We start from the raw sequence: 15420 nt of genomic DNA, 5'->3' as shown, positions 1-15420 counted from the left end.
GATGTCGTTCCGCGGCAGTTTAGTCACCGATCGTCTCCGGCACCGTCGACGGTCGTATAGCGGTCCAACGGTCAGGAGGAGTCACCGGAGAGCCGAGCGACCACGAGGTCCCACACGCCGTCGGCGAGCTCCTCCTTGGACCGTTCGGGCATCCGGATGACCGAACCGTCCGCACCGATGACGGTGGCCGCGTTGGTCTCGGCGCCGAAGACCTTGTCCGGCCCGACCTCGTTGATGACGATGAGGTCGGCCCGTTTACGGGCGAGCTTGGCCCGCCCGTTGGCCTCGGCGTCGCCGGTCTCGGCGGCGAACACCACCAGCACCTGCTCCGGTCGACGGCGCTGACCCAGCTCGGCGGCGATGTCCGGGTTGGTGACGAGTTCGATGGTGGGCGCCACGCCGTCGTCCGACTTCTTGATTTTGCCAGGCGCGTACGTCGCCGGCCGGAAATCGGCCGGAGCCGCCGCCATCACCACCGCATCGGCGTCGACCGCGGCCTTCAGCGTCGCCTCGCGCAGCTCGCCGGTGGTGCCCACCCGCACCATGTCCGCCCCGGCCGGGTCGGGCAACGCCACGTTGGCCGAGATCAGTGTCACCCGGGCACCCCGGGCGACCGCCGACCGGGCGAACGCGTAGCCCTGCTTGCCGGACGAACGGTTGCCGAGGAACCGCACCGGATCCAGCGGCTCCCGGGTGCCACCGGCGGTGACCACCACGTGCCGGCCGGTCAGGTCCGCCGGGGCGTCGACGCCCCGGGCCAGGGTCCGGCGGGCGACCGCGAAGATCTCCGCCGGGTCGGGCAGCCGGCCTTTGCCGGTGTCGACACCGGTGAGCCGCCCCACGGCCGGCTCGATGACCCGTACCCCCCGGGCCCGCAGCGTCGCGACGTTGGCGACGGTGGCCGGGTGCTCCCACATCTCGGTGTGCATGGCCGGCGCCAGCACCACCGGACAGCGGGCGGTGAGCAGGGTGTTGGTGAGCAGGTCGTCGGCGAGGCCGTGGGCGGCCTTGGCCAGCAGGTCGGCGGTGGTGGGTGCGACCACCACCAGGTCGGCCTGCTGGCCGAGGCGGACGTGCGGCACCTCGTGCACGTCGGACCAGACGTCCTCGGCGACCGGCTGACCCGACAGTGCCGCCCAGGTCGGCGCACCGACGAAACGTAGCGCCGCGGCGGTCGGCACGACCCGGACGTGGTGACCCGACTCGGTGAACAGGCGCAGCAGTTCGCACGCCTTGTAGGCGGCGATGCCGCCGCCCACCCCGAGGATGATCCGGGCGCTCATCGACGCACGGAGATTACGGCTGGTCGGTCGGCTCGGCGGTGAGCAGGCCCGCGTTGATCTCGCGCATCGCGATGGAGAGCGGCTTCTCCTGGGGGGTGGTCTCGACCAGCGGGCCGACGTACTCCAGCAGGCCCTCGCCGAGCTGGCTGTAGTAGGCGTTGACCTGACGGGCGCGCTTGGCCGCGAAGATGACCAGCGCGTACTTCGACGTCGTCTTCTCCAGGAGCTCGTCGATCGGCGGGTTGGTGATGCCTTCGGGGTTGGCGATGGATCCCACGGATAACCTCTGCGTCTTTCGCACGGACCGCGCGAACGCGGTGCCGGCGCTCAACCGCGCGGACGCGGCCGGGCCGGAGCCAGGAAGGAAGAACCGATGAATCTTACCAGCTCTGCCACGACCCGCTCGGTGCGGTCGTGCGACACGCTGTGGTCGAAGGCCGCCACCGTCGCCGGACCCGGGATCCGGCCGGGCGGGTGGAGCAGGACGAGTCGCGCCTCGGACCACGCGGCCCGGACCAGCAGCGCCCCGTCGAGGTCGAGCGGGAGCAGGACCGGCTGCCCGGCGGCGAGCCGGCCGCGCAACGGGCCGATCTCCGTGCCGCGCCGGTACGCGCCGAGCCGGCTCCACTCCAGCAGCTCGCCCGCGGCCAACCGGCGGTCGAACTCCGCCGGTGCGAGGAAGTGTCGGTGGACGCCGTCCAGCTCGCCCTCCCGGCGAGGCCGGGTGGTGACCGCGATCGGCGTCCACACAGACGGAGAACGCGCCCGGACCAACTCGACGACACTCTCCCTGCCGGCACCGGATGGGCCGGCCAGGACAGTGAGCCGAGCCGCCGGGCGCGCCTCGTCATCCAAGCTCACTGCTTGTTTCTACACGCAGCCATGCTCAGTTGGCGGCGAACTCCCCAAGCAGGGCCTTGCGCTGCTGCTCGCCGAGGCCACGCAGGCGACGGCTGTCGGCGATCTTGAGCTTCTCCATGATCTGGGTGGCTCGGATCTTGCCGATGCCCGGCATCGCCTGCAGCACGGCCGACACCTTGAGCTTGCCGACGACATCATCGGACTCGGCCCGCTCGAGAACGGCTCCGAGGGTGGTCTTGCCCTGCTTGAGCTGCTCCTTCAGCTCGGCACGGGCTTTGCGGATCTCCGCAGCCTTCTCCAGCGCGGCTGCGCGCTGCTCGGGGGTCAGTGACGGGAGCGGCACCAGTTCTCCTCAGGTCCCTATCGCGGCGGGCGGGACGCGCCGCCGCATCTGTGAAACGTGGTGTCGCTGTGAACCAAGGGGTTCCCAGCGCGGGGAAAACTAGCGGTCAACGGAGCTTTCGGCAACGTGGGCACGCAATGATCACCACAAAGTGACCGACCCGTCAGTCAGTCATGACGACGCCAGAACCGCCCGACAGTCGGCCACCGCACGCTCCGCCGCAGCCCGCAACGCCTCCGGGTCCGGGCCGGCACCCAGCACCTCCCGGGAGTACGAGGGCAGCACCGCAGGCAGGGCGGAACCGAAGACCACCCGCAGATCCGCAGCCGTCGCACCCTGTGCGCCGAGGCCCGGCGCGAGCAGTGGACCATTCACCGCAGACAGGTCACAGCCGGTCTCACCGACCGTCGCACCGACCACCAACCCGAAGCTCCCGAGCGGCTCCGCACCCGCGTTGAGCTGGGAAATCTCGTCGATCACCGTCTGCGCCACCGTGCGTCCGTCAGCGCCGCGGGCCCGCTGGACCGACGCGCCCTCGGGGTTGGAGGTCAGCGCCAGAACGAACACTCCACCGCCGTGCTCGGCGGCCAGCTCGAACATCGGGTCGAGCGAGCCGACCCCCAGGAAGGGGCTCGCGGTCACCGCATCGACATACATGGAGCTGGATGGATCGAGGTACGCCGACGCGTACGCGCGGACCGTCGAGCCGATGTCGCCGCGCTTGACGTCAAGCAGAACGAGCGAGCCATAATCTCGTAACTGTCGGATAGTTGACTCAAGAACCGCCACCCCTTGGGACCCGAATCGCTCGAAGAACGCCGACTGGGGCTTGACCACCGCAACCCGGTCACCGAGGGCGTCCACGACGGTCCGGGCGAACCGACTCAACCCGTCGACGTCGTCGGTGAGGCCCCAGCGGGCCAGCAGTGCCGGATGCGGATCGATCCCGACGCAGAGCGGGCCCCGCTCGCTGACCGCCCGATGCAACCGGGCGCCGAAGCTCTCCATACCGCCGTGCCTTCCTCTCGTCCTCCGCCGGCCACGCCGACTCAGCCCGCCTTGACCGCCGCCGCGACCCCTGCCGCGATCAGTGCCAGGTCGGCGTCGTCGGTGACGTACGGCGGCATGGTGTAGACCAGATCGCGGAACGGGCGCAGCCACACCCCCTGGGCCACCGCGGCGGCCGTGGCGCCGGCGAGGTCCACCTCGTGATCCAGCTGCACCACGCCGATCCCGCCGAGCACCCGGACGTCCGCCACCCCCGGCGCGCCGCGCAGCGGCTCCAGACCGGCGCGCAGACCCCGCTCAAGCCTCGATACCTGCCCGGCCCAGTCCCCGGCCCGCAGCAGGCCCAGGGAGGCGTTGGCGACCGCGCAGGCAAGCGGATTGCCCATGAACGTCGGTCCGTGCGCCAGGACGCCGCCGGTGCGGATGCCCCGCGCCACCTCCGCCGTGCACAGCGCGGCGGCCAGGGTGAGGTAGCCACCGGTGAGCGCCTTGCCGACGCACATCACGTCCGGAACGACCCCGGCGTGCTCGGCGGCGAACATCGTCCCGGTACGGCCGAAACCGGTGGCGATCTCGTCGAAGATCAGCAGCACGCCGTGCGCCCGGGTCACCTCGCGCAGCACCCGCAGGTAGTGCGGGTGGTGGAAGCGCATCCCACCGGCGCCCTGCACCACCGGCTCCACGATCACCGCGGCCAGTTCGTGGGCGTGCCGCTCGACCGCGTCGACCAGCGCCGCCTCGTACGCCGGATCCGGCGCGGAGTCGAAGCCGCCCGGCGGTGCCGGGGCGAAGACCTGCCGGGGCAGCACGTCGCCCCAGAGGTGGTGCATGCCGCCCTCGGGATCGCAGACGCTCATCGGGTGGAACGTGTCGCCGTGGTAGCCGCCCCGCCAGGTGCCCAGCCGGCGGCGCTGCGGCTGGCCGGTGGCCCGCTGGTACTGCAGGCACATCTTCACCGCGACCTCGACGCTGACCGAGCCGGAGTCGGCCAGGAACACGTGCGCCAACCCGTCGGGCGCCAACTCAACCAGGGTGCGGGCCAGCTCCACGGCGGGCGCATGGGTCAGCCCGCCGAACATGACGTGGCTCATCCGGCCCAGCTGCTCGGTCACCGCCGCGTCCAGCACCGGGTGCCGGTAGCCGTGGATCGCCGACCACCAGGACGACATCCCGTCGACCAGCTCACGCCCGTCGGCCAGCCGCAGCCGCACCCCCTGGGCGCCGTCCACCACATACGGCGCCACCGCCGGCGGCAACGTGCTGTACGGATGCCAAACATGCGCCGCATCCGCGGCAACTATCTCCTCAGGCGTCATCAGCCCCCCCGCCCCCGCTGTCCCGCGATCTTGCACTTCTGGTCGCCGTTGTGTCCCGTATGCCGCGTTCGCCCCGGCAGAAAGTGCATGATCGCGGGCGGCGGGGGTGGTCATCGTGCCGTGGTTCGTGCAGATGTCGGGGCGGCTGTTGCGGCGCGGGCGACCGCGCGGGGCAGGGCCGGCCCGCGGTAGATGAAGCCGGTGTAGAGCTGCACCAGGCTGGCGCCGGCGTCGAACATCCGGGTGGCGTCGTCGGGGTCGACAATGCCGCCCACGCCGATGATCGGCAGCCGCCCGCCCGTCTCGGCGTGGACGAAGGCGACCACCTGCCGGGCCCGGTCGGCCAGCGGCCGGCCGGACAGGCCGCCCGCCTCGCCGGCGCGGCCCCGGTCGGCCGGGGCGAGCCCGTCGCGGCCCAGCGTGGTGTTCGTGGCGATCACCCCGGCGGCGCCCCGGGCCAGGCAGACCTCCAGCAGCTCGGCGACGGCCTGCTCGGTCAGGTCGGGCGCGATCTTCACCAGCACCGGCTTCTCGCCGACCAACGCGGCCAGCAACGCGTCCAGGTGGGCCCGGTCCTGCAACGCCCGCAGCCCCGGAGTGTTCGGGGAGGAGACGTTGACCGCGAAGTAGTCGCCATGCCCGCGCAACGCGCGGTACGACGCCTGGTAGTCGGCCACGGCCTCGTCCAGCGCCGTCACCTTCGACTTGCCGAGCGAGATCCCCAGCGGTACGCCGAGCGGGCGGGGCAGCGCCGCGAGCCGGGCCGCCAGCGCCGCCGCGCCGGCGTTGTTGAAGCCCATCCGGTTGATCACTGCCTCGCTGTCCGGCAGCCGGAACAGCCGCGGCCGGGGGTTGCCCGGCTGCGGGTGCGCCGTCACCGTGCCGACCTCGACGAAGCCGAAGCCCAGCGCCGGCCACGCCGGCAGGGCGGCGCCGTCCTTGTCCATCCCGGCGGCCAGGCCAACCGGGTTCGGGAACCGCACCCCGAACACCGTGCGGGGCGACGCCACGGCGTACCGGGCCCGCAACGCCGCCAGCGCGACCGGCATCCGCGACAGCGCGGCCAACCGCCGCAACGTGAACTCGTGCGCCGTCTCCGCGTCCCCACCGCCGACCCGGAACAGCCCACGCCGCACCGTCCGCTCGAACATCACCGCGGGGCCCGCAGGGTGGCGTGCAGGTCCTGGAGGGGGCGCACCTGCATGTCGCCGCGGATGCGGGCCTCGATGCCCATCACCGCGGCGGCAGCGCCGGGCACGGTGGTGATGCACGGGATGTCCGCGGTGACGGCGGCGCTACGGATCTCGTAGCCGTCGGAACGGGCGCTGGCCCCGGACCCCTGCGGAGTGTTGATCACCAGGGCGACCCGGCCGCTCAGGATCAGCGACACCGCGTCGTCGTCGGAGCCGGCCTCGTAGTGCTTGGGCGCCTGCTCGCAGGCGATGCCGTGCCGGCGCAGCACCTCCGCGGTGCCGCTGGTCGCGACGATCTCGAAGCCCAGGTCGGCCAGGCGCTTCACCGGGAAGATCATGCCGCGCTTGTCCCGGTTCGCCACCGAGACGAAGATCTTGCCCTCGGTCGGCAACGAGCCGTACGCCGCCGACTGCGACTTGGCGAAGGCGGGCCCGAAGGCGGTGTCGATGCCCATCACCTCGCCGGTCGACTTCATCTCCGGCCCGAGCAGCGAGTCCACCCCCTTGCCGGCGGGCGTGCGGAACCGCTTGAACGGCAGCACCGCCTCCTTGACCGCGATCGGGGCGTCCGGCGGCAACGAGCCGCCGTCCCCGGTCGCCGGGAGCAACCCCTCGGCGCGCAGCTCGGCGATGGTCGCGCCGAGCGCGATCCGGGCCGCCGCCTTGGCCAACGGCACCGCGGTGGCCTTCGAGACGAACGGCACGGTACGCGAGGCACGCGGGTTGGCCTCCAGCACGTACAGCGCGTCGTCCTTCAGCGCGTACTGCACGTTGAGCAGGCCGCGTACGCCGACGCCCCGGGCGATCGCCTCGGTGTACCGGCGGACCTGGGCCACGTGCGAGCTGGCCAGGGTGATCGGCGGCAGCGCGCAGGAGGAGTCGCCGGAGTGGATCCCGGCCTCCTCGATGTGCTCCATGATCCCGCCGAGGTAGACCTCGCCGTCGGCGTCGCAGAGCGCGTCGACGTCGATCTCGATGGCGTCGTCGAGGAACCGGTCCACCAGCACCGGGTGGTCCGGGGAGATGTCGGTGGCCCGGCCGATGTAGTCGCGCAGCGTGACGTCGTCGTAGACGATCTCCATGCCGCGCCCGCCCAGCACGTACGACGGGCGGACCAGCACCGGGTAGCCGATCTCGTCGGCGATCTCCTTCGCCTCCTCGTACGAGGTGGCGGTGCCGTGCGCCGGCGCGCGCAGGCCGGCCCGGGTCAGCAGCGACCCGAAGGCACCGCGCTCCTCGGCCAGGTGGATCGACTCCGGCGAGGTGCCGACCACCGGCACACCGGCGTCCTTGAGCCGCTGGGCCAGCCCGAGCGGGGTCTGCCCGCCGAGCTGCACGATCACCCCGACCACGCCCGGCCCGCCGGCCGCCCGGCCGGAGGAGTCCTCGGCGTGCCAGACCTCCAGCACGTCCTCGAAGGTCAGCGGCTCGAAGTAGAGCCGGTCCGCGGTGTCGTAGTCGGTGGACACGGTCTCCGGGTTGCAGTTGACCATGACGGTCTCGAACCCGGATCCGACGCCGCCGGCGCCGGAACCGGACGCCTCGGCCGAGCCGAGGGGCGCGCTCCGTAGCGCTTGCACGGCGTGCACGCAGGAGTAGTCGAACTCGATGCCCTGCCCGATCCGGTTCGGCCCGGAGCCGAGGATCAGCACCTTCGGCCGCGCCGAGCCGACCACCTCGGTCTCCGCGTCGTACGACGAGTAGTGGTACGGCGTGGTGGCCTCGAACTCGGCGGCGCAGGTGTCCACGGTCTTGTAGACCGGCCGGATGCCGAGCCGGTGCCGCAGCGTACGCACCCCGTCCTCGGCGGCCAGTTCCGGGCGCAGCGCGGCCAGCTGCCGGTCGGACAGACCGGCCCGCTTCGCCCGACGCAGCAGCTCCGCGTCCAGCACCGGCGCGGCCACGATCTCGGCGCGCAGCTCGACCAGCGCGGCGATCTGGTCCAGGAACCACGGGTCGATCCCGCCCGAGGCCGCCGAGACCTCGGCGATCGAGGCACCCAGCCGCAGCGCCCGCTCCACCGTGTAGAGCCGCCCGTCGTGCGGCGTACGCAGCGCGGCGAGGGCGCTCTCCTTGGCCACCCCGGCCGGGTCGACGCCCGGCCCGGCAGCGACGGCCGGATCAGCGACGGTCCAGAATCCGGCTTCCTTGGTCTCCATCGAGCGCATCGCCTTGTTCAGCGCCTCGGTGAAGTTGCGCCCCAGGCTCATCGCCTCGCCGACGGACTTCATCGTGGTGGTCAGCTCCGGGTCCGCGCCGGGGAACTTCTCGAACGCGAACCGGGGGATCTTCACCACCACGTAGTCCAGCGTCGGCTCGAACGCGGCCGGCGTCTTGAGCGTGATGTCGTTGGGGATCTCGTCCAGGGTGTAGCCGATGGCCAGCTTCGCGGCGATCTTGGCGATCGGGAAGCCGGTGGCCTTCGAGGCCAACGCGGAGGAGCGGGACACCCGCGGGTTCATCTCGATCACGACGATCCGGCCGTCGGCCGGGTTCACCGCGAACTGGATGTTGCAACCGCCGGTGTCCACCCCGACCTCACGCAGCACCGCGATGCCCAGGTCACGCAGCCGCTGGTACTCCCGGTCGGTCAGCGTCATGGCCGGCGCCACGGTCACGCTGTCGCCGGTGTGCACGCCCATCGGGTCGATGTTCTCGATCGAGCAGACCACCACCACGTTGTCGTGGCGGTCCCGCATGAGTTCGAGCTCGTACTCCTTCCAGCCGAGCACGCTCTCCTCGATCAGCACCTCGTGCACCGGGCTCGCGGCCAGGCCGGCCCCGGCGATGCGCTCCAGGTCGGCGTCGGTGTGTGCCATGCCCGAGCCGAGGCCACCCATGGTGAACGAGGGCCGGATCACCACCGGCAGGCCCAGCTCGGCCGCCGTCTCGCGGACCTCGTCCATCGAGTGGCAGACCCGCGAGCGCGGCACCAGGCCGGACGGGTCCTCGACGCCGAGCCGCACGCCGGCCTTGGCCACGATCTCCTTGAACAGCTGCCGGTCCTCGCCGCGCCGGATCGCGTCGATGTCGGCGCCGATCAGCTCGACGCCGTACTTGTCCAGCACGCCAGCCTCGTGCAACGCGACGGCGGTGTTCAGCGCGGTCTGCCCGCCCAGGGTGGGCAGCACCGCGTCGGGCCGCTCCTTGGCGATCACCAGCTCGACGAACTCGGGGGTGATCGGCTCGACGTAGGTGGCGTCGGCGAACTCCGGGTCCGTCATGATCGTTGCCGGGTTGGAGTTGACCAGGCTGACCCGGATCCCCTCGCTGCGCAGCACCCGGCACGCCTGGGTGCCGGAGTAGTCGAACTCGCAGGCCTGCCCGATGACGATCGGCCCCGAGCCGATCACCAGGATGTGCTTGAGATCGGTCCGCTTAGGCATTCGTGCGCCCCTCGCTGTGGGTCCGGCCCTCGATCAACTCGGCGAACCGGTCGAAGAGGTAGTCCGCGTCGTGCGGACCGGCCGCCGCCTCCGGGTGGTACTGGACGGTGAAGGCGGGCACGTCACGCGCCCGCAGCCCCTCGACCACGTTGTCATTGAGGCAGAGATGGCTCACCTGCACGCCACCGAACTCGGTCTCGATCACCTGGTCGGGGACGACCGCACCCGGCTGTACGCCGGGCAGCTGCACCGCGAAGCCGTGGTTGTGGCTGGTCACCTCCACCTTGCCGGTGACCCGGTCGAGGACCGGCTGGTTGATGCCCCGGTGGCCGTAGCCGAGCTTGTACGTGCCGAAGCCGAGCGCCCGGCCGAGGATCTGGCTGCCGAAGCAGATGCCGAACAGCGGCACCTCGCGACGCAGCACCTCCCGGGCCAACGCGACGGGACCGTCGGCGGTGGCCGGGTCACCCGGACCGGGCGAGAAGAAGACCGCGTCCGCGCCGGTGGCCAGCAGCTCCTCGATGGTCGAGTTGGCCGGCAGCACGTGGGTGGTGACGCCACGCGCGGCGAGCCGACGCGGCACGTTGCGCTTGATGCCCAGGTCCAGCGCGGCCACCGTGAACCGGTGCTCCCCCTCGGCGGCGACCACGTACGGCGCCGTCGTGGTCACCTCGGCGGAGAGGTCCGCGCCGAGCATCTGCGGCGACTGGCGCACCCGGGCCAGCAGCGCCCGCGGGTCGTCGTCGACGCTGGAGATGCCGACCCGCATCGCCCCACGTTCGCGCAGGTGCCGGGTCAGCGCCCGGGTGTCCACCCCGCTGATGCCGACCACGCCCTCGGTGGCGAGCCGGTCCTCCAGCCCGCCGGTGGCGCGCCAGTTCGAGCTGAGCCGGGCGGGGTCGCGGACCACGTAACCGGCAACCCAGATCCGCCGCGACTCGTCGTCCTCGGCGTTGACGCCGGTGTTCCCGATGTGCGGAGCGGTCTGCACCACCACCTGACGGTGGTACGACGGGTCGGTGAGCGTCTCCTGGTAGCCGGTCATCCCGGTGTTGAAGACCGCCTCGCCGAAGGTCTCCCCGACGCTGCCGTACGCCTCGCCGTGGAACGTGCGCCCGTCCTCCAGGACGAGGATCGCGTGCCTGCGCTTCACTTGAGAGCCTTTCCGTCCAGAACCGTCGCCTCGCCACGCAGGAAGGTCGCCACGATGCGACCCGGCAGCGTCATCCGGGCGTACGGGGTGTTGCGGCTGCGACTGGCCGACTCCGCCGGGTCGATCACCCGACGGGCCGCCGGGTCGACCAGGGTCAGATTGGCCGGCGCGCCCGGAGCCGGGTCGTGGCCGTGCTCGGTCAGCCCGGCGATCCGGGCCGGGGTGCGCGACATCCGCTCGGCGATCACGTCCCACTCGGGGCCGAGCACGTCGAGCGCGATCGACAGCGCCGTCTCCAGCCCGAGCATGCCCGGCCGGGCGTACGCCCACTCGCACTCCTTGTCCTCCACCGCGTGCGGGGCGTGGTCGGTGGCGATGATGTCGATCACCCCGTCGACCAGCGCGGCCCGCAGGGCGGCGATGTCGGCGGCGGTACGCAGCGGCGGGTTCACCTTGAAGACCGGGTCGTAGGCTCCGGCTGGGCTCCAGTTGTTCGCGAGTGCGGGGCTCGCAAGCTCACTCCTCCCGCTCACGAGTGCATCGGTGAGCAGCAGGTGGTGCGGGGTCACCTCGGCGGTGACGCGTACCCCCCGGGCCTTGGCCTGGCGCAGCACCTCGACGCTGCCGGCGGTGGAGACGTGGCAGACGTGCAGCCGGCTGCCGACGTGCTCGGCCAGCAGCACATCCCGGGCGATGATCGCCTCCTCGGCCACCGCCGGCCAGCCGGTCAGGCCCAGCCGGGTGGAGACCTCGCCCTCGTGCATCTGCGCGCCCTCGGTGAGCCGGGGCTCCTCGGCGTGCTGGGCGATGATCCCGTCGAACGCCTTGACGTACTCCAGCGCGCGACGCATCAGCTTCGGGTCGGCGACGCAGTGCCCGTCGTCGGAGAAGATCCGCACCCGGGCCGCGGAGTCGGCCATCGCGCCCAGCTCGGCGAGGCGCTCGCCGGCCAGCCCGACGGTGACCGCGCCGATCGGCTGCACGTCGACCAGCCCGGCCTCCCGGCCGAGCCGCCAGACCTGCTCCACCACACCCGCGGTGTCCGCCACCGGCGAGGTGTTCGCCATCGCGCAGACCGCGGTGTAACCGCCCAGCGCCGCCGCCCGGGAACCGGTCTCGACGGTCTCGGCGTCCTCCCGGCCGGGCTCGCGCAGGTGGGTGTGCAGGTCGACCAGGCCGGGCAGGGCGACCAGCCCGGCGGCGTCGACGACGGTGGCGTCCGGCGCGGACAGGCCCGGGCCGACCTCGGCCACCACGCCGTCGCGGATCAGCAGGTCGGTCGGCGTGGCGCCGAGCACGCTGACGTTCCTGATCAGGTGCGAGTTCACCGGTTGTTCCCCCCGAGCAGCAGGTAGAGGACGGCCATCCGGACGGAGACCCCGTTGGCGACCTGTTCGACGATGGTGGAGCGAGGCGAGTCGGCGACCTCCGGCGCGATCTCCATGCCCCGGTTCATCGGCCCGGGGTGCATGACGATCGCGTGCTCGGGCAGCCGGCGCATCCGTGGGCCGTCGAGGCCGTAGCGGCGGGCGTACTCGCGGGCGGACGGGAAGTAGGAGTCGTTCATCCGCTCCCGCTGCACCCGCAGCATCATCACCACGTCCGAGGACGGCAGCACCGCGTCGAGGTCGTAGCAGACGTCGGTGCCGGGGGCGAGGGCGGCGGCGATGTCGAGCGGGATGAGGGTCGGCGGCCCGACCAGGGTGACCTTGGCACCGAGGGTGGACAGCAGCAGCACGTTGGAACGGGCCACCCGGGAGTGCAGCACGTCGCCCACCACCGCGACCGACAGGCCGGCCAACCGGCCCAGCCGGGACCGCATGGTGTACGCGTCGAGCAGCGCCTGGGTGGGATGCTCGTGGGTGCCGTCACCGGCGTTGACCACCGAGCCGTCGACCCAGTCGGCGAGCCGGTGCGGGGCACCGGAGGCGGGGTGCCGCACGACCACCGCGTCGGCGCCCATCGCCTGCAAAGTCAGCGCGGTGTCCTTCAGGCTCTCGCCCTTGGCGACGCTGGACCCCTTCGCCGAGAAATTGATCACGTCGGCGCTGAGCCGCTTGGCCGCCGCCTCGAAGGAGATCCGGGTGCGGGTGGAGTCCTCGTAGAAGAGGTTCACCACGGTGCGGCCACGCAGCGCGGGCAGCTTCTTGACCTCGCGGCCGGACACGGCGGCCATCTCGGCGGCGGTGTCCAGGATCTGGGTGGCGGTGTCGGCGTCCAGGTCGGCGCCGGAGAGCAGGTGCCTGATCACAGTGCCGGCCTTTCGTTCGCGACTGCGGGGCTCCGCTGCGCTGCACTGCTCGCGCTCACCGTGGAGTCTCCCCGTAGAGCCGGACCTCGTCCGCGCCGTCGGTCTCGGCCAGCGTCACCTTCACGCTCTCGGCCAGCGCGGTCGGGATGTTCTTGCCGACGTAGTCGGCGCGGATCGGCAACTGCCGGTGCCCCCGGTCGACCAGCACGGCCAGCTGCACGGACGCCGGCCGGCCGAGGTCGCCCAGCGCGTCGAGGGCGGCGCGCACGGTGCGGCCGGAGAAGAGCACGTCGTCGACGAGGACCACCCGCATGCCGTCGATGCCGCCCGACGGCAGCTGGGTGGGGCCGACCGCCCGGGTGGCGTGCCGGCGCAGGTCGTCGCGGTAGAGGGTGATGTCGAGCACGCCGACCGGGACGGCGATGTTCTCGAAGGCGCTGATCCGGTCGGCGAGCCGCCGGGCGAGGGGGGCGCCGCGGGTCGGGATGCCGAGCAGCACGGTGTCGGCCGCGCCCTGGGTCTTCTCGAGGATCTGGTGGGCGATCCGGTCGACGACGCGTTGCACGTCGGCGCTGGTCAGAATCACCTTCACCGAGGGTTGTCGCGGTGGCGACGAGCGGGCAGCCGATGGGTACGCCACGGCAGACCTCCTTCCCCGCCTCACGGGACGGGTCGTTAAAGGACGTCGGAACCTCCGGACCGGCCGCAGGCGGTCGGCGGAGGGGCTCCGGTCACGTTACCAGTGGTCGACGCCCCGATCGCGGTCGGGCACGGTGTGCTGCGCCACGATCGTGCGACATCCACTGACCCGGCACTCAGCCTGGCGAAACGGGACAACTCACCCAGCGTGCCCAACGGGAAGGTCACGACCACTTGACCACGTTTACGAATCCCCGTACCGTCACGCTCCGTAGCGATCGCTGGGAGAACCCCGAGCAGCACTGGGAGTGTCCGAATGCCCTCTGAATACGCCAAGTCTCTGGGCGCCCGTCTGCGCTCCATCCGCCAGCAGCAGGGCCTGTCCCTGCAGGGGGTGGAGGAGAAGTCGAACGGGCGCTGGAAGGCGGTGGTGGTCGGCTCGTACGAGCGCGGCGACCGGGCCGTCACCGTGTCCCGCCTGGCCGAGCTGGCCGAGTTCTACCGCGTTCCGGTGTCGGAGCTGCTGCCCGACGGCAGCGGGGTGCGGCACGAGCCCACCAGCAAGATCGTGCTGGACCTGGAGCGGCTCTACGACGAAGCCAGCGAGGACCTCGCCTACGTCGCCCGCTACGCCCGCGCCATCCAGCAGCAGCGCGGTGACTACAACGGCCGGGTGCTGTCGATCCGCGCCGACGACCTGCGCGCCCTGGCGATCGTCTACGACGCCTCGCCGTCCGGCCTGATCGAGCGGCTCACCGAGCACGGCGTGCTGGTCGCCGACCCGCGCGCCTTCTTCGCCTCCTGACCTGCGCTGTCGCCACGAAGGGCCCGTGCCATCCGGCACGGGCCCTTTCGTCGGATACGCCTGGCGCGGCCGAGCCCGCCTCAGCGGGTGGCGTCCCGCCTCAGCGAGTGGCGTACTCGGCGATGCGGCCGAGCAGACCGTTGAGGAAACGGGGCGAATCGTCGGTCGACATCTGCCCGGCCAACTCGACGGCCTCACTGATCGCCACCGCGTCGTCGATCTCGTCGACGTACAACAGCTCGTAGACCGCGATCCGGGCGAGGTTACGGTCCACCACCGGCATCCGGTCCAGCGTCCAGCCTTCGGCGTAGCTGGAGATCAGCTCGTCGATCCGGTCTAGGTGACCGGCCACGCCCTCGACGAGACCCACCGCGTACCCGAGATGATCGGGGCGCGGCTTCTCGATCCGCTCGACATAGCCGGCGAGCACCTCGCTCGGCGGACGATCACGCAGGTCGGCCTCGAAGAGCACGTCCAGCGCCCGCTTGCGCGCCTTGCGGCGCGCCGGCATCTGCTGCTTCGGACCCTCGGCCATCAGGCGCGGCCGAGGTAACGGCCGTCGCGGGTGTCGACCTTGATCTTCTCGCCGGTGGTGATGAAGAGCGGCACCTGCACGGTCGCGCCGGTCTCCACCGTCGCCGGCTTGTTGCCGCCGGTGGACCGGTCGCCCTGCAGGCCCGGCTCGGTGTACGTGACCTCCAGCACGACGGAGGTCGACAGCTCGATGTAGAGCGGCACCCCCTCGTGGGTGGCCACGATCGCCTCGGCCTCGGGCAGCAGATAGTTGGCCGCCTCGCCGACCGTGCCGCCGGGCACCGTGATCTGGTCGAACGTCTCCAGATCCATGAAGACGTAGTCCTCGCCGTCGGCGTAGAGGTACTGCATCGTGCGCTTGTCCACGGTCGCGGTCTCGACCTTGGTGCCCGCGTTGAAGGTCTTGTCGACCACCTTGCCGGACAGCACGTTCTTCAGCGTGGTACGCACGAACGCACCACCCTTACCGGGCTTGACGTGCTGGAACTCGACGACGGACCAGAGCTCTCCGTCGAGGTTGAGTACCAGGCCGTTCTTAAGGTCGTTGGTGGAGGCCATTTCCTGCCTTGATCATGAATTGGCGGACAGACCTGTGAAGTCTACTAGCCGCCGCCCAACCCGCCGCCCGCCGGCGTCAGCCGGCAGGCC

The 15420-nt window shown here is 71.7% G+C and carries 14 protein-coding genes and 1 pseudogene; 1 reads left to right on the top strand and 14 read right to left on the bottom strand.

The genetic code is table 11. The annotated features are described in order from the left end of the window. Positions 1-71: 71 nt before the first annotated feature. The 12 genes and pseudogenes from coaBC to pyrR form a co-directional block, all read right to left on the bottom strand. Positions 72-1286 (bottom strand): annotated as a pseudogene (coaBC, locus tag C1I95_RS10055) (bifunctional phosphopantothenoylcysteine decarboxylase/phosphopantothenate--cysteine ligase CoaBC); the annotation flags it as partial. Between the two features lie 10 nt (positions 1287-1296). After that, positions 1297-1560, bottom strand: a complete 264-nt coding sequence (gene rpoZ / locus C1I95_RS10050; RefSeq protein WP_007075826.1) for a DNA-directed RNA polymerase subunit omega — start codon at positions 1558-1560, stop codon at positions 1297-1299. A 50-nt stretch (positions 1561-1610) separates the two neighbouring features. Continuing rightward, positions 1611-2144 carry a nucleoside/nucleotide kinase family protein gene (locus tag C1I95_RS10045; RefSeq protein WP_111213517.1) on the bottom strand — a complete coding sequence of 178 codons (534 nt, stop codon included), beginning with the start codon at positions 2142-2144 and terminating at the stop codon, positions 1611-1613. Between the two features lie 25 nt (positions 2145-2169). Beyond that, on the bottom strand, positions 2170-2487 hold the full coding sequence (mihF, locus tag C1I95_RS10040) for an integration host factor, actinobacterial type (RefSeq protein ID WP_007458370.1): 318 nt from the start codon (positions 2485-2487) through the stop codon (positions 2170-2172). Positions 2488-2658: 171 nt separating this feature from the next. Continuing rightward, positions 2659-3495: an orotidine-5'-phosphate decarboxylase gene (pyrF, locus tag C1I95_RS10035; protein WP_111213516.1), complete on the bottom strand. Its 837-nt coding sequence runs from the start codon at positions 3493-3495 to the stop codon at positions 2659-2661. A gap of 41 nt (positions 3496-3536) precedes the next feature. After that, entirely contained in the window at positions 3537-4811 is a 1275-nt protein-coding gene (locus C1I95_RS10030) for an adenosylmethionine--8-amino-7-oxononanoate transaminase (protein ID WP_111213515.1), read from the bottom strand. A 110-nt stretch (positions 4812-4921) separates the two neighbouring features. After that, complete coding sequence (locus C1I95_RS10025) at positions 4922-5965, bottom strand: quinone-dependent dihydroorotate dehydrogenase (protein WP_111213514.1); 1044 nt, start codon at positions 5963-5965, stop codon at positions 4922-4924. Then, positions 5962-9390 (bottom strand): carbamoyl-phosphate synthase large subunit, encoded by a 3429-nt coding sequence (gene carB, locus C1I95_RS10020; RefSeq protein WP_111213513.1) that lies wholly within the window; start codon positions 9388-9390, stop codon positions 5962-5964. The genes C1I95_RS10025 and carB overlap by 4 nt, the downstream gene beginning before the upstream one ends. Further along, complete coding sequence (gene carA / locus C1I95_RS10015; protein ID WP_111213512.1) at positions 9383-10543, bottom strand: glutamine-hydrolyzing carbamoyl-phosphate synthase small subunit; 1161 nt, start codon at positions 10541-10543, stop codon at positions 9383-9385. The genes carB and carA overlap by 8 nt, the downstream gene beginning before the upstream one ends. Further along, positions 10540-11871, bottom strand: a complete 1332-nt coding sequence (locus C1I95_RS10010; protein ID WP_111213511.1) for a dihydroorotase — start codon at positions 11869-11871, stop codon at positions 10540-10542. The genes carA and C1I95_RS10010 overlap by 4 nt, the downstream gene beginning before the upstream one ends. Then, on the bottom strand, positions 11868-12794 hold the full coding sequence (locus C1I95_RS10005) for an aspartate carbamoyltransferase catalytic subunit (protein WP_111213510.1): 927 nt from the start codon (positions 12792-12794) through the stop codon (positions 11868-11870). The genes C1I95_RS10010 and C1I95_RS10005 overlap by 4 nt, the downstream gene beginning before the upstream one ends. A gap of 55 nt (positions 12795-12849) precedes the next feature. Further along, positions 12850-13434 (bottom strand): bifunctional pyr operon transcriptional regulator/uracil phosphoribosyltransferase PyrR, encoded by a 585-nt coding sequence (pyrR, locus tag C1I95_RS10000; RefSeq protein ID WP_111213509.1) that lies wholly within the window; start codon positions 13432-13434, stop codon positions 12850-12852. Between the two features lie 315 nt (positions 13435-13749). Between pyrR and bldD the strand changes: the two genes are divergently transcribed. Next, positions 13750-14238 (top strand): transcriptional regulator BldD, encoded by a 489-nt coding sequence (bldD, locus tag C1I95_RS09995; protein WP_007458348.1) that lies wholly within the window; start codon positions 13750-13752, stop codon positions 14236-14238. A 100-nt stretch (positions 14239-14338) separates the two neighbouring features. On the opposite strand, the gene nusB is transcribed toward bldD, so the two are convergent. Together nusB and efp are read right to left on the bottom strand one after the other, a co-directional pair. Beyond that, positions 14339-14749, bottom strand: a complete 411-nt coding sequence (gene nusB, locus C1I95_RS09990; protein ID WP_199523674.1) for a transcription antitermination factor NusB — start codon at positions 14747-14749, stop codon at positions 14339-14341. A gap of 23 nt (positions 14750-14772) precedes the next feature. Then, positions 14773-15330: an elongation factor P gene (gene efp / locus C1I95_RS09985; RefSeq protein WP_111213507.1), complete on the bottom strand. Its 558-nt coding sequence runs from the start codon at positions 15328-15330 to the stop codon at positions 14773-14775. Between the last annotated feature and the right edge of the window lie 90 nt (positions 15331-15420).

This window comes from Micromonospora craterilacus, from assembly GCF_003236315.1.
In the GTDB taxonomy this organism is placed as follows: Bacteria; Actinomycetota; Actinomycetes; order Mycobacteriales; family Micromonosporaceae; genus Micromonospora; species Micromonospora craterilacus.
The sequence above is the reverse complement of the archived record's forward strand: the minus strand, read 5'-3'. Positions and strand labels throughout refer to the sequence as shown.